The following is a 14,941-nucleotide window of genomic DNA, read 5'->3' as shown; positions in this document are numbered from 1 at the left end:
ATTCATCGTCGAATGAGTAAACACTCATGACTTTCACGCAGCTTGAAGTCTTTGCCGCGCTGGCCCGGGTGGGCAGCTTTTCCCGTGCGGCGCAGATGCTCGGCATCTCGCAAAGCGGGGTCAGCCATGCCATCAAACAGCTGGAGACGGAGCTGGGTGTCACCCTGTTCCTGCGGGAAGGGGCTGCCGCCACAGTCACTGAAGTGGGGAGCCGGCTGCTGGCCCGCGCCAATGACATCCTGCAGCAGAAAGAGGCGCTGCAGCAGGAAGCCGATGCCGAGCAGGGCGTGGCCCGGGGTACCTTGCGCATTGCCTCGTTCGGTGCCACCTCGTCCTTGCGCCTGCTGCCCCAGTTGCTGGCGCGCTACCAGAGCGCACACCCGCTGGTGGAAGTGCAGATCGAGGAAGCCACCGACGATGTGGTCGTGCAATGGCTGCTGGAGCGGCGGGTGGAGCTGGGCTTTGTAGTGCTGCCCGACGAGCGCTTTGATACCTTGCCGCTGACCGAGGACGAGCTGGTGGCGGTGCTGCCGTCCGCCCACCCGCTGGCTGCCAAGACCGCCGTGCGCGCCATGGACCTGCATGGCCAGCCCTTTATCCGCACCTCGGCCGGCTCCGGCCCGCACATCGATGCCTTTCTGGCGCAGGAGGGGGCGGTGCCCCGCACCCTGTTCCGGTTTGAACAGCTCAGCTCCATGATGGGCTTTGTGGCCCAGGGCGATGCACTCACCATTGCGGCACGGCTGGCGCTGCCCAGCCCCCCGGATGGCGTGGTCTACCGCCCGTTGAAACCCCGCCGCAGCCGTGCCATCGCCCTGGCGGCACTGCGCTTTGACAAACTCTCACCGGCGGCTGCCGCCTTTGTCGAGACCACCCGCAAGGCGCGCAAGCACTGGGTGATGGACTTAGGGGGAAGGAGAAAGGGAGCCCCAACCCAGCCGCCGCTGTAGCCGCAGCCTTGGTTGTAGCCGCAGTGAACCAGCACGGGGTGCGGTGGTGGGCCATGCGCTGCGGCACAGCACAGCCGCTGCGGGGCCCAGGCCCTCAGCCAGATGGCACGCCTCTGGTGCAGCAGTCCGCCACCACCTGCCGCAGCCAGGCCAGGGCCGGGTCCGTGTCCTTGCGGATGTGCCAGGCCTGCTGGTATGCCAGCTTGGGCAGTTGCAACGGGGGCGGAAATTGCCGCAGCTGCCGGAACGCACGCAGCGGGCCCACTGCACGCCGTGCAATGGTCAGCACCAGATCGGTGTCGGGCAGCAGTTCCACGGCGGCGCTCCAGTGGGGCAGGGCCACGGTGATGCGGCGCTGCAGGCCCATGGCCGCCAAGGCGCGTTCGATTTCGTCGTTGGCATCTGGCCGCAGCGCCAGCATGACATGGGGGCGCTCCAGCCACTGGGTCAGGGTCAGGCCGCTTTTGTCCGGCACGGCCGCCTTGTCGGCCAGGCAGATGAAGTCCTCTTCAAACAGGGTCTGCACCTGAATGTCCTGCGGCAGCTCGGGAAAGATACCCAAGGCCAGGTCCAGCTCGCCATCCGCCAGCTGCGCCAGCATCGCGTCGCGGCTGGCCTGGCTGATGGCGAAGTCAAAGCCCGGTGCATGCACGCGCACATAGCGCATCAGATCCGGCAGCACCAGGCGCGCCGCGTAATCCGACAGGGCCAGCCGGAACCGGCGCCGCTCCTGCAGCGGGTCAAATGGGGCGGCGCCCAGCAGCGTGTTGAGCTTGCCCAGCGCTTCCGACAGGGGCTGGAGCAGGGCATTGCCCCGGGCCGTCAACTCCAGCTTGCCGCTCTTGCGGACCAGCAAGGGGTCGTTGAAGTGTTCGCGCAGCTGCGCCAGTGAATGGCTCACGGCCGGCTGGCTTTTGTGCAGGCGCAACGCGGCCCGGGTCACGTGCTTTTCCGTCAGCAGGGCATGCAGTGCCAGCAGCAGGTTCAGGTCGATGCGGCGTAGATCATCCATGCAGCGAATAGTACATGTGCATATAAACGATTTCCATCCATAAGCCGGATGCGAGATCATCAAGGCACTGGTTCACAACAATGGAAGGAGTCACCAGCATGAACAGCAAGATGGCCTTGATGAGCGCACTGGGCATGGCCCTGGCCGCCGGTGCGGTGCTGCCTTTTCAGGCCGCCGCCAATGCCAATGTGGGGCGGGCGCTGGGCCACCCGCTGTGGGGGGCCATGGCCTCGCTGACCATCGGCCTGGCGGTGATTGTTCCGCTGCTGCTGGTGGCCAAAGCCCCCAGCCCGAATGTCAGCGCCGCCTTGCACGGCCCCTGGTGGCTGTGGGTGGGCGGGGTGCTGGGCGCCCTGTACGTGGGCAGCGCCACCGTGCTGACGCCCAAGCTCGGCGCCGCGGGCTTTCTGGTGGCCGTGGTTGCCGGGCAAATGGTCACGGCGGTGCTGGTGGACCACTTTGGCCTGATGGGACTGACCCCCCGGCCCATCAACGCCATGCGGGTCCTGGGCGTGCTGCTGATTCTGGGCGGGGTGTTTCTGATCCAGGGCGGCGGCAGCAAGCAGCCGGTGAAGCCGGTTGCCGTGCCCGTGCCTGCCAGCTCCGGACTGGGGATCTCCTGAGCGCTGTGCAATCCGTGTGGCGGAATCCACCGGGCTCCACGCCGAACTGCGCAACCCCCTTGGGGGAACTTCACGGATGGGTTCCCACATTGCTCGACAAGGTCAAGCAAGACGGCGTACACAGAGGGTGAAACACCGGGTGGCCCACCTGGGCAGCCACGGCCTGCACGACAGTGGGCGCTGCGGGTGCCCCAAGGCCTGCGCTCCACCGCGCACCAAGCTTCAAAGGAGATTCCTATGCATCCATTCCGCATCCAGCGTATCGACCACATCGTGCTGCGGGTCAGCGATCTGGAACGCAGCATCCGCTTCTACCAGCAGGTGCTGGGCTGCGAACTGGTCAAGCGGCGCGAGGACCTGGGCATGGTGCATCTGCGCGCCGGCGCCTCCATGATCGATCTGGTCGATGTGCAAGGCCCGCTCGGCCGCGCGGGCGGTGGCGCAGCCATGCCCGGCGAGCGCCGGAACGTCGACCATCTGTGCCTGCGTATCGAGCCATTTGACGAAGCCCAACTGCTGGTGCATCTGGCCAGCCATGGCGTATCGGCAGAGAAGGCCGAGGAGCGTTTTGGTGCCGAAGGCACAGGGCCATCGCTTTACTGCAGCGATCCGGACCACAACCGGGTGGAACTCAAAGGCCCGGCCGCCGCCGCGTGAGCGATGGGCAGAAGCGCTTCCCCTTGCGCAATGCCGCGATTGCCAGCCAGATGCTGTGCCTGCCCGGACGGTGGCCCCGCTGCCAGCCCAGCACCAGCCGGTGGCGGGGCCGGGCAAGTACTGGACCGGTACTTGCCCTGTAATGCTCCTGTCCTTCAGCGCGCCGTGCTGTCGGGCAGCAGCAGAATCTTGCCGATATTGGCGCCGGACTCCATGTGCTGGTGCGCCTGCGCGGCATCGGCCAGCGCAAAGCGGCGGTCGATCACGGGCCGGATCGTGCCGGCCTCCAGGGCAGCAAGCCATTGCTTGGCGAAGCGCTGCACCATGGCCTGCTTGACTTCGGGTGTGCGCGACTTCATCACCGTGCCAAAAATCTTCAGGTGGCGGTACAGCACCGCGTCCATGGGCAAGGTGGCGTTGGCGGCGCCGCCCAGCAGGCCCACGCACACCATGCGTCCGCCCACGGCCAGGGAACGCACATTGGCATCCAGGTAGGGGGCGCCCACAAAGTCGATCACCACGTCCACTCCTTTGCCTTCGGTGGCCTGGGCCACCACGGTCTGGAAATCCTCGCTGCGGTAGTCGATGCACACATCCGCGCCAAAGCCCCGCACCGCGTCGCGCTTGTCGCCGCTGGCGGTGGCAAACACCCGGGCGCCCACCGCATGGGCCAGCTGCACGGCGGCCGAGCCTACGCCGCCCGCCGCCGCATGGATCAGCACCGATTCCCCGGCGCGCAGGCCGGCCAGGTGAAACAGCGCCTCGTGCGCGGTCACAAATACCTCGGCCACGGCACCGGCTTCCACCAGGTCCAGGCTCTGGGGCACATGCATGGCCATGCGGTGGTCGATGCGCGACAGCTCCGCATAGGCGCCGCCACCCACAATGCCCATCACCCGGTCGCCCACGGCGAAGCCCTGCACCTGCGGACCCATCGCCACCACGGTGCCTGCGATCTCCAGGCCCATGGTGTCGGCATCGCCAAAGTAGGCGCGGCCGTAGGCCCCCTTGCGGTGCAGCAGGTCGGCGCGGTTCACGCCGATGGAGGCGTTGCGCACCAGCAGGTCGTGCGGGCGCACCTCGGGAACAGGCAGGTCGCGGGCCGCCAGTACTTCGGGGCCGCCAAAGTCGTCAAACACAATGGCCTGCATGGTGGCGGCCAGCGGGAGGGTGGAGGGGGATATGGTGGGCAGGGGAGCGAGGGTGGACATAGGCGTGTGCTGAAAATATCTCTAGGCCGCTAAGGTTACGCCGCCTGCCTGCTTTTATGATGCAGCGATTTCGCTCTGCAGTGATGCAAATTTGCATCAGCAGAACACCGGTCGCACATCAGTCAAATATCAGCCAGACATCCGTCAGTCAGCAGGCCAACCACCATGAACTGGGACGACACCCGCATCTTTCTCGCCTTGACCCGCACGCCTTCCCTGCGCGCCGCTGCGCGCAGCCTGGGGGTGGACCAGGCCACGGTCGGGCGGCGCCTGAACGCGCTGGAATCCGAGCTGGGGGCCAAGCTGTTTCTGCGCGCCAAGGACGGCTACCTGCTCACCGCCGCAGGCGAGACGGCGCTGGCCGCCGCGCGGCGCATGGAAAGTGCCGCGCTGGAGCTGCGCACCAAGATCGAGGGCCAGGACGAGCACCCGGGTGGGCTGGTGCGCGTGACCAGCACCGATTCCATCGCCATCGACCTGCTGCTGCCGGCGGTGGAGCGGCTGCAGCAGCAGTGGCCGAACATCCGGGTGGACCTGGAAGTCTCCACCCAGCTGCTCAGCCTCAGCCGCCGGCAGGTGGACATCGCGTTCCGCAATGTCCGGCCCGACGCCCCGGATCTGGTGGTACGCCGGGTGGCGGCCTGGCCCGTGGGCCTGTTTGCCAGCCCAGCCTATCTGGACCGCTTTGGCGAACCTGTGCCGGAGGACGAGCTGCGCGGCCACCACCTGGTGGTGTACGCCCCCTATCTGGAGCAGGGCCCGTTTGTGACCATGGCCGGTGTGCCGGCACGCCAGGCCCGGATTGCCATGACCGTGCGCTCCAGCCTGCTGGTGCGCAAGGCGGTGGCGGCGGGCATAGGCATGGGGGAAATGCCGGTGTGGATGGGCGAACGCGAAGGCCTGGTCCGCATCTGGCCGCAACGCCGCCGCCCGAACGACTACGAAGTCTGGCAGGTCATGCACCCCGATCTGCAGCGCACCGCCCGCGTGCGTGCGGCGGCGCAGTTTCTGTCTGCGGCTTTTGAGGTGGAATAAGCCGGCCACACCGCACCGCAAACCGCAAGCTGCGCAACAGTGTGACAAGGGCAGGGGGCGCAGGGTGGCCGTGCCGGCTGCATCCACCACCCTAGGCGGACAGCCTTTGCCCACCTTTGGGGATGCCGGATGCCGCCGCGACGAACTCCGAGGGCGGGCATCCAAAAGTCTTCTTGAAGGCCACAGAGTAGGCGCTGTGGCTCTCATAGCCGCTCTCCAGCGCAACATGGGTGATGGGCATGCCCTGCAGCAGCTTCTCTATGGACTGCATCAAGCGCATCTTCTGCCGCCACTGCCCCAGGTTCATGCCCGTGCTTTTCAGGAAGCGCCGGTGCAGGGTTTTGGACGTGATCGCATAGCGTTGGGCCAGATCCTCGGCCGTGCTGGCCTGTGCCGGATGGCGCACCAGGTGTTCACACACGGTGCCCATCAGCTTGTCATCGGGCCAGGGCAGATGAAACGGCAGGTGCGCCACCGTTTTCAGCTCCTCCACCAGCAACTGGCCCAGGAGTGCGTCACGCGGCTGGAACGGTGCTTGGTGGGGCACCTGCACCAGGGCGGTGATGAGTTCCCGCATCAGCGGGGAGATGTGCACAACGCAATCGATGGGGGGCAGCCCCGCGTCCAGGTGCTCGCCCACAAAAATGCCATGGGCGGTGACGGCCGTCATCGCCTTCAGCTGGTGCCGTACCGAAGGGCGCAGCCACACGGCTGTGGTGGGAGGCACCAGCCATTGCCCGGTCGAAGCCCGCACCAGCAACACTCCGGTCGACGCGTAAATCAGGTGCCCGCGCGGGTGGCTGTGGAACGGAACCACATGCTCTGCGGGGTAGCGCTCCACCACCCCGGTGGCGGCCAGTGGGGATGCATGTGCGGGGTCCAGATCCAGTCTGTGGCCGCCACGGCTGTCAGCAGCAAAGCCCATGGGGGTATGTCCAAATTGATAAAAAGAATGGGTATTTTTTGATAGATACCTTTGGGGTTGAAGTCTAGAGTGTGTGCATTGCTTCCCACAAGTCTTTCTTCGTGAACCCCTTGCACACCTTCCCGCTATGCCTGCTAGCCCTGACACACGGTCGGGGTCTGCACGCATGCGGCTGCCAATGGTTGCATGCAGGTTTCCCCAGATCCCGACCGCAGCCAAGCTCCTGAGAGCAGGGAAACCAGCACATTCATCTTCCCCATTGAGGCTTCCATGCTGGCCATTCCCTCTCAAAAATACCGCGCTTATCCTGTTGTCAACCTGCCTGATCGCCATTGGCCATCCCGCACGCTGGCGCAAGCGCCCATCTGGCTTTCCACCGACTTGCGTGACGGAAGCCAGGCGCTGTTCGAGCCGATGAACCGTGAACGCAAGCTGCGCCTGTTCCACCAACTGGTGGGAATGGGGTTCAAAGAAATCGAAGTCGGCTTCCCGTCGGCGTCGCAGACCGATTACGACATCGTGCGCCACCTGATTGATGCGCAGCTGATTCCGGCCGACGTCACGCCCATGGTCATCACGCAGCTGCGCGAAGACCTGATCACCACCACGGTGCACAGCGTGGCCGGCGCCCGGCGCGTGATCGTCCATCTCTACAACGCCATCGCCCCGGCATTTCGCGAAATCGTCTTCGGCATGGACGTGCCGCAGATCATTGCGATGGTGGAACACCACATCCACCTGCTCAAGCGGCTGACCCAGGCACATCCGGAGACCGAATGGGTGCTGCAGTACTCGCCGGAAACATTTTGCATGGCAGAGCTGGAGGTGTCGCTGCAGGTGTGCAACGCCGCCATTGCCGCCTGGGATGCGGGGCCGCAGCGGCCCATGATCATCAATCTGCCCACCACCGTGGAGGTGTCCACGCCCAATGTCTTTGCCGACCAGATCGAATGGATGGACAGACACCTGGCCCGGCGTGAACACATCGTCCTGTCCGTTCACCCACACAACGACCGGGGCACAGGCGTGGCCTGCGCAGAGCAGGCGCTGCTGGCTGGTGCCCAGCGGGTGGAAGGCTGCCTGTTTGGCAACGGCGAACGCAGCGGCAATCTGGATGTGGTCACGCTGGCCTTGAATCTCTACACCCAGGGCATTGCGCCCGGCCTGGACTTTTCGGATATTTCCGGCATTGCGCGCATTGCCGAGGAATGCACGGCGCTGCCCATCCACCCGCGCCATCCGTATGTGGGCGATCTGGTGTTCACCGCGTTCTCGGGCTCCCACCAGGATGCCATTGCCAAAGGCTTTGCTGCGCAAAAGCCGGATGCGCTGTGGCGGGTACCGTACCTGCCGATCGACCCCAAGGACCTGGGGCGTACCTATGACAGCATCGTGCGGGTCAACAGCCAGTCAGGCAAGGGCGGGATCGCTTTCCTGCTGCAACGTGACCACGGCATCGTGCTGCCCAGGCGCATGCAGATTGAATTCAGCGCCATTGTGCAGGCCATGGCGGATGGCAGCGAAGCCGAACTCTCCAGCCAGCAGATATGGGACTTGTTCCAGTCCACCTATATGCAGCCACACCAGAATGCGGCATCCATGCGCTACCTGGGCCACCGGCTGTTTGAAGACGCCCAGGGACAAGGGATTGAGCTGCAGTGGCTGGATGCACAGGGCCAGCCGCAGACCCGCATCGGAACCGGCAACGGCCCCATTGCGGCCACTGTGGCCGCCTTGAACCTGCCTGTCCGCATCGACAGCTATGAGGAGCGCAGCGTGGGCACTGGTGCCGAAGCATCGGCCGTCGCAATCGTGGAAGCGTCCTTCCCCGGTGTCCCTGGCTCCAGATTCGGTGCGGGCAAGGATGCCAATATCGTGAAAGCCTCGGTGCTGGCAGTGTTCAACGCCGCCATGCGATGTGGCCACGGCGCAGGCTGATGCAGTCCGTACTGCCCTGTACGTGGAAGTGCAGGGCAGTTCTTGGCGGTTGTTCCTGGCCGCCCAAGCAGGGGGGCGAACGTGCGCTCTTCACGCTGGGCATCGATAGCACGCTCACGCTGCGGTGATGCGACTTTGGCGCCCCAAGGTTGGCGACGCATGCCACGGTGGCCTCCCCGCAAGCGGCGGCCAGCTGGCCGCTTGCAACCGCTGCAACGCGGCCTTGGGTCGAACAGGAAACCCCGGCCAAAAGCAGTGCGCGTGGGCATCTCCTCAGAGCATGGGTTCAGGCCGATCAGGCCATGCACCGACCAATGCCGCAACCGCAGTAACTGCCCCTTTCCGGCCGTTGAACGCGCTCAATTTGGCAAGTCGTTTTCTGCTCGAACAGTGCGTATAAAAAGGGCGCGGCATCAGGGGGCTGGGCGATATTTTTCCCCTCTTGATAATTATCAAGAGCGTCTTGTGTGAAGGCTTGAAAGAATGCAGCCATTCCTGTGGGTGACGGCCAAACTGCTTTTTGGCTGAAGCCTTGGGAGCCGCTGCTGCAACCCCTTACTGCTTCGATGGTGAGAGGGGGTCAAGCAGGCGGACCAACTTACCTTTCAGCAAAGCCGGGCGACACATGTGTACGCCATGGGCTCCGCCGCAGTTCTCATACCAACCAAGCGTGCCATGACTGTTTTTGCCAATATGCGGAAAAGCATAAAAATTAATAGTAATTATTATCATTTTGATGCTTATTCTGATATTTGGGAGAAGCGCTATCTGTCTGCGGCCGTGGCGTTGGCCTGTTTGAGCATGGGGGCTGCCTATGCCCAAGAGCAGGCAGCAGGGGAAGGGGGCGCCGTCAAGGAGTGGCGCGCGCCGGCAGCCAGTGCCAGAGAGCATGGCGAGTCCATGCAACAACCTGTCGCCGCGACCAAAGCATTGCAGGAAGTCACGGTAAGCGGTGAGCGGACACGCGACGAAAAAGGCCATGACGACGTTTATGACAAAAACGTCACCACTGTCTACCAGGACCGTGAAGAACTGCAGCGCTTCCAGGCCACCAACCCCGGCGACGTATTCAAGGGCATGAACGGCGTCTACAGCATGGATACGCGCGGCAGCCAGTCGATCACGCCCAACATCCGCGGCCTGACCGGGGAAGGGCGTGTGCCGCTGACCATCGATGGCACCGAGCAATCCACCAATATCTGGCTGCACTTCTTTGGCGCAGGCAATCGCAGCTACGCCGACCCCGCCATGTTCCGCAGCATCGAGGTGGAAAAAGGCCCGTCCCTCTCCCGTGGCATCAAAAGCGGCATCGGCGGCGCGGTGAATATCCGCACCATCGAGCCGAGCGACATCATCCCCGAAGGGAAAAACTTCGGCATGGAGCTCAAGGCGGATACCTCCAGCAACAGCAGCAAACCCCAGATCGATGCCAGGTCGGTCTATGGCAAGGACTACCGGAATATTCCTGGCGCCATCCGTTATGGAGTGAACAACGTCAGCCCCTTCTCGGAAAACCCACGCAACAAAGGCGGCGGAGATGTTTTTGACTTCGACAGCAAGTCGGGCATGCTGTCGATTGCCGGGCGCAATGAGATGACGGATTTTCTGGCATCGTACAGCAAGCGCATCCAGGGCAACTATTACGCAGGCACCAAGAATGCAGATAAATATGCCGGGCGAAATTATCTGGACAAGAGCAGTACTGACGTATTTATTCCCAATGTCACAAAACTGTACGGTGCAGGCGATGAGGTTTACAACACCGCCAGTGAAAACAAAACCACGTTGCTGAAAAACAACTGGTATTTGCCGAATGAGCAGAAAATCGGTCTGTCGTTCATGCGCAATGACATGAGTTTTGGTGAGACCACGCCGGGTACCTCTCTCCTGATGATGGAATACCGGGAATCCTATGAACACCTGAACCCGAACAAGGATTTTTCCAAGGAACGGCGCTTTGTCATGGAAGGTCCACACTCGGAAATGAAGGTGGATCGTTACAAGCTTGATTATGAGATCAAGCCCAAATATTCCAAATGGCTGAACCTGGAAGCCAGCTTGTGGCATACCAAAACAAATGGGTCTCGATATCAGACGGGGATTTCTCCATACATGCTTGATATGGATGACGATACCTACGCTCGCCTCAATATGGTTGATCTGATGTCGAACGATCCGAATTTCGACCCTAGTATGCTGCCCCCAGGGTTTACCGACCATGATGGAACCATTGTTGCCAGAGGGCGACAATGGACCAGCCATGATCGTACCGGCCTGGATTTGAGCAACCAAATCAAGCTGGCGGATAATATGCAGTTGGTGGTGGGCATCAATTACCAGCGTGAAAAACTGGATGACCGGATACAAGACACCAAAATTTCCATGGCAAGCGGCGGCCTGGGGATTGATGGCAGCACGGTACACGCCAGCACCGATTTCTTTGGTCCGCGCTCTGGCGAACGCAAGGAATATTCAGCCACCATGAACATGAGCTACCAGCCAGCCGCCTGGTTGACGCTGACGGCGGGCACCCGTTATATGCGCTACACCGGCAAGGATACGGGTAAGGCCAAATATTCAGGTGCGGTGCGAAAGAAATCAGGCATGGCTCTGGAATATGGCGAAGCGGTCAATGCTGCAGATTTGGCAAAAATTATTGATTTAAGGGAAAAGCAAACTAATGCAATGAGCGCGCTCACACAAGCTGACCATGACGCCTTCATGAATGGCGTGACAACCCCTGTCATGCAGGCGGTTCAGGATGCTGGCAAAGCCTATGCTGCTTTTATGGGAGGGCGTCAAACGTGGAGTCCCAGTGTGGAAGAGAATCAAACAGAATACTGGGTAAATACCGCCTACCTGCCATTGGTGAATGGAAAGCCGGATTCTTCCAAGAATCCATTTGCCCAGGGGGAAATGGATGTGCATGAATCTGTGGATGGCACGCTATGGCAGCAAGCAGCCCTTTCTGGAAAAAAAGTCCCCAAAATAATTCCTATCAGCCAAGAGGATGTGTATGAACAACTGGATGCCGGCCAATCCTGGGAAAATTCCGGTGACCAATCCGGCCATGCATGGAGTCCAGTTTTAAGCGCTACAGCCAGAATCGGTAAGTTCGGTACCGGATTTGTGCGCTATGCGCAGACCACCCGTTTTCCTAGTATTTATGAGCTGTCCAGCAGCTCCGTCATTGACGGCGCTGGCACGCTGGGCACGCTGGCGGTGAATGGGGCCAGCAAGCCCGAACGGAGCACCAATTTTGAAATTGGCTATGCCCACAACCTGACGCATATTTTCCCCGGCCTGGTAATGGCGGATGCACGCATCAGTTATTACAACACCGAGATCAAGGATTTCATTGACCGTACCGGGTATATGGACACCATCCAGTTCGACAAGAAGAAAACCAGCGGGATCGAATTGCAATCGGGTTTCGACAGTGGATCCATTTATGGTGGCCTGGGCGGCACTTACCGCTTGAAGCAGGAAATATGCGACAAGGACTATGCCAGCAGCATGGACCCTTTCTACAACCGGATTCCAAGCTGTATGGAGGGCGGGTTTCCTGGCAGCTATAGCGGCATGAGCTTGCAGCCCAAATACTCCCTCAATATGGAGCTGGGAGCGCGGATGTTGGGTGGACGCCTGCAAGTTGGCTGGCGCGGTACTTACCACACCGGGGCGGAAAACAAACAGCTGAACGGTTTATTGTCGAACGCAGATATCCAGAAAGTCTGGTTCCGGGGCGGGCGGGACGCGCTGTATTGGAAATCGGTCATGCTGCATGATTTGTACGCGCATTTCCAGGTGGATAAAAAGGTGGCGCTCAACCTGAATATCATCAATTTGACCGATCAATACTATATGGACCCCATGTCCAAGAATGTGATGCCTGGGCCAGGCCGCACCATTACGGTGGGTATGACCATCAAGTTCTGAGTTTTTTCTTGTTTTTTTAAAAACAAGTTTTTCCAACCTTAAATGAAAAGGGTCTTGATATGACGAAATCCATGATCGCTGTGGCCGCAATGGCGTTGCTGGGCAGTGGCGCAGCCATGGCTGCATCGGGGGGCAGCTCCAATGCAGCCAATGTGGCAGTCGGTAACTCCAACCATGCGTTGTTTGGCGGTGGAAATGCCGGCCTGAAATTCGAGAACAGCCTTCTGGGCTTTATCGATATCGCCAAAGGTCCGGTCAATGGCTCCAACACAGCCATTGCCAGCAAGGGGCAAGGCGCCATCATGACCGGTGCAGACGCGGGAGCGCCTGTGTCCATGGATATTGCCCAGGTGTGGAATGCTTCGGCTACCCAGGGCACATCCAAGTTCATGGTCAATAGCGTGCGCCAAGTCAACACCTTCTTCCTGGCACCGCAGTTTGGCGGACTGGTCATCGGCCAGGTGGCCGATGCCGCTGGCAAGCCCTTGGCCGTTGGCAGCGGTGTGTACTTTGGCGAGTGGGCACCCCGCGCCGCCGGCACGCCGCCTGCCAACAGCACCAACCTGAACATGGCCAGCAGCAGTCGCACCGTGTGGTATGCGGGGGACAACCCCACCACGGCCATGCCCACGCTGGTTGGTGCCACCTACAACGTGATTGGCATCCAGGGGGTGGGTACGGCCGCTGACAACCTGCCGACGGCACCCAAGCTGTATGGCGGCACTTTGACGGCCAACTACGTGCCCGGCGGCGGTGCTGGCAACACGCTGACTGGCTCCATTGCCAACGGCACCAATACCCTGACCTTTATGGGCACGACCATTGGCTCGAACGGCAAGTTTTCCAACGCTACTGGGATTGAAGGCCAGTTCTACAACAACGCATCCGCGCTGGCTGGCATCTACAAGGGCGGAACCGCTGCCTCCAGCATTGCTTTCGGTGGCAGCCGCAGCAACTAATGCCTGAACTCAGCAAATAAGTCCCAAATGAAATGGAGGCCGGTTCCGCCGACCTCCATTTTTGTTGCCCTGCACTGCGCGCGCTGATATGGCCGCCGATGCTGGGGCTGTTTTGTCGGGAATGGGGGCGCAAGAGGAACGTGATGCCGTACCAAAGATTGAACCGTTTGCACCTGCTGGCCTTGCTGTTGGCGTTGATGCTGTTCATGCCAACCGCACGGGCGGATGAGGAGGACACCCGTTTTTTGCTGCACCAGCAGTCGCGCCAGGCGGCGGAGCGCATGGCCGGACCGGAAGATGGCCTGGTGTTGCAAGCCCCGCCGGGGACGTTGCTGTATGAGGGCAAGGTACACACTGTGCCTTCCACCCGGCAGGCGCTGGAGCCGGCGATCTACATCGCCATCAACAGTGGTCAGTGGGAGCGGCTGGCCGAATTTGTCAGCCGCTACCGTCTGCTGCAAGGCCACCGGCCTGCCTTGGTGCAGATGGCCCAGGCTTTGCTGGCCCGCCAGCAGGGCGATGTGGCGCAGGCACTGCAGCTGATGCAGGCCGCCCAGTCCGCAGAGCCGCACGATGCCCGCATTGCCCTGGAGCTGGCGCGGCTGCTGTTCGAGGACAACCGGGATACCGAGGCCCGTGCAGTCTTCGCCCAGGCGCAGCAGGCCGGGCTGCCGAAGGAGGTGCAAGCGCTGGTGCAGCAGTACCAGCAGGTATTGCTGGCACGTGGCGACTGGCACGGGAGCATGGCTGTGGGCCTGGGGCACAACAGCAATATCAACCAGGCCAGCGGGGACGTGACCTGCTTCCTGGAGTTGGGCGGGGTGTGCGCGTTCGAGCGCCGCATGCCCCAGGCCATTCGTTCGGGCTTGCTCAATTACGAGCTGGCCTTGCAACGGCGCTGGCATTTGGGCGGCAACCACAACCTGCAATTGCGCCCGGTGAGCTATGGCAGCTATTACCAGCGCCAGGGAGAAAGTGGCAGCGCGTCCATCAGCGACTATGGCAATGCCACCAGCGTGCTGTATCTCGGCTACCAGTGGCTGGATGCCAGACGCACCTTGAATGTGACGCCGTATGTGGAGCATTTCTACCGCAACCGCCATACCGACTATGTGGCGCACGGCCTGCAGGTGGAAGGGCAGTTCATGGCCGGCAGCCGCTGGCGGCTGGGGGCCAGTGCCGATACCAAGCGTTATGTCCATACCGACCAGGGGCGGCGCGTGAGCGGCAGCGACTACACGCAGCACCAGGCGGGGCTGTCGGCCAGCTATGCACTTTCGCCCCGCTTCACGGTCTACGGCGGGGCGGACATGGTCCGAAAGAAATACGCCGTGGACCAGGCAAGCACACGTGACAAGGTGCTGCGGGCTGGCGTTTATTACGGGTTTGAGGGCGCGGCCGGGCTGTTCGTGAACGCTACAGGCATCTGGCGCAACAGCCGCAGCGATGCGTTCGATGGCTTTCTGGGAGCACGCCGCCATGACAGGCAGCAGGTGTTCATTGCCAGCATAGGTGCGAACCAGTGGAAGCTGGCGGGTCTGGCTCCTGAGTTGCGCGTGCGCTATAGCCGCAACCGGAGCAATGTGGACTGGGCTTTTGGCTTTGAACAGACCGAGGTGAGCGTGATGCTGCGCCGCAATTTTTAAGAGACGCGCTGTGCCTGCGGCCCTGTCAGGCCGGGTAGGGTAGTGA

The 14,941-nt window shown here is 61.8% G+C and carries 11 protein-coding genes; 8 read left to right on the top strand and 3 right to left on the bottom strand.

Annotation, left to right across the window (positions count from 1 at the left end; genetic code table 11):
- The first annotated feature begins 26 nt into the window (after positions 1–26).
- Positions 27–950, top strand: coding sequence for a LysR family transcriptional regulator (locus tag QM470_RS03005; protein ID WP_283338120.1), 924 nt, complete (start codon positions 27–29; stop codon positions 948–950).
- Between the two features lie 94 nt (positions 951–1,044).
- On the opposite strand, the gene QM470_RS03000 is transcribed toward QM470_RS03005, so the two are convergent.
- Complete coding sequence (locus QM470_RS03000) at positions 1,045–1,962, bottom strand: LysR family transcriptional regulator (protein ID WP_283338119.1); 918 nt, start codon at positions 1,960–1,962, stop codon at positions 1,045–1,047.
- Between the two features lie 98 nt (positions 1,963–2,060).
- Here QM470_RS03000 and QM470_RS02995 point away from each other — a divergent pair, with 98 nt between their 5' ends.
- Together QM470_RS02995 and QM470_RS02990 are read left to right on the top strand one after the other, a co-directional pair.
- Positions 2,061–2,585, top strand: a complete 525-nt coding sequence (locus tag QM470_RS02995) for a DMT family transporter (RefSeq protein WP_283338118.1) — start codon at positions 2,061–2,063, stop codon at positions 2,583–2,585.
- Between the two features lie 237 nt (positions 2,586–2,822).
- Complete coding sequence (locus QM470_RS02990) at positions 2,823–3,242, top strand: VOC family protein (RefSeq protein ID WP_283338117.1); 420 nt, start codon at positions 2,823–2,825, stop codon at positions 3,240–3,242.
- Between the two features lie 155 nt (positions 3,243–3,397).
- Here the strand turns inward: QM470_RS02990 and QM470_RS02985 are convergent, their stop codons facing one another.
- Entirely contained in the window at positions 3,398–4,453 is a 1,056-nt protein-coding gene (locus QM470_RS02985; RefSeq protein WP_283338116.1) for an NAD(P)H-quinone oxidoreductase, read from the bottom strand.
- A gap of 165 nt (positions 4,454–4,618) precedes the next feature.
- Here QM470_RS02985 and QM470_RS02980 point away from each other — a divergent pair, with 165 nt between their 5' ends.
- The gene (locus tag QM470_RS02980; protein ID WP_283338115.1) at positions 4,619–5,488 is read left to right on the top strand and encodes a LysR family transcriptional regulator; all 870 of its coding nucleotides are present in this window, start codon (positions 4,619–4,621) and stop codon (positions 5,486–5,488) included.
- Positions 5,489–5,579: 91 nt separating this feature from the next.
- On the opposite strand, the gene QM470_RS02975 is transcribed toward QM470_RS02980, so the two are convergent.
- A complete protein-coding gene (locus QM470_RS02975; RefSeq protein ID WP_283338114.1) occupies positions 5,580–6,413 on the bottom strand; it encodes an AraC family transcriptional regulator in 834 nt (277 codons plus the stop codon).
- Between the two features lie 270 nt (positions 6,414–6,683).
- Here QM470_RS02975 and QM470_RS02970 point away from each other — a divergent pair, with 270 nt between their 5' ends.
- The 4 genes from QM470_RS02970 (at position 6,684) to QM470_RS02955 (ending at position 14,895) form a co-directional block, all read left to right on the top strand.
- The gene (locus QM470_RS02970) at positions 6,684–8,351 is read left to right on the top strand and encodes a 2-isopropylmalate synthase (RefSeq protein ID WP_283338113.1); all 1,668 of its coding nucleotides are present in this window, start codon (positions 6,684–6,686) and stop codon (positions 8,349–8,351) included.
- Positions 8,352–9,026: 675 nt separating this feature from the next.
- Positions 9,027–12,290: a TonB-dependent receptor domain-containing protein gene (locus QM470_RS02965; protein WP_283338112.1), complete on the top strand. Its 3,264-nt coding sequence runs from the start codon at positions 9,027–9,029 to the stop codon at positions 12,288–12,290.
- A 59-nt stretch (positions 12,291–12,349) separates the two neighbouring features.
- On the top strand, positions 12,350–13,249 hold the full coding sequence (locus tag QM470_RS02960; RefSeq protein WP_283338111.1) for a HupA family protein: 900 nt from the start codon (positions 12,350–12,352) through the stop codon (positions 13,247–13,249).
- 143 nt (positions 13,250–13,392) lie between these two features.
- Positions 13,393–14,895, top strand: a complete 1,503-nt coding sequence (locus tag QM470_RS02955) for a surface lipoprotein assembly modifier (protein WP_283338110.1) — start codon at positions 13,393–13,395, stop codon at positions 14,893–14,895.
- Positions 14,896–14,941: the final 46 nt, after the last annotated feature.

The organism is Comamonas sp. 17RB, from assembly GCF_030056555.1.
In the GTDB taxonomy this organism is placed as follows: domain Bacteria; phylum Pseudomonadota; class Gammaproteobacteria; order Burkholderiales; family Burkholderiaceae_C; genus Comamonas; species Comamonas terrigena.
The sequence above is the reverse complement of the archived record's forward strand: the minus strand, read 5'-3'. Positions and strand labels throughout refer to the sequence as shown.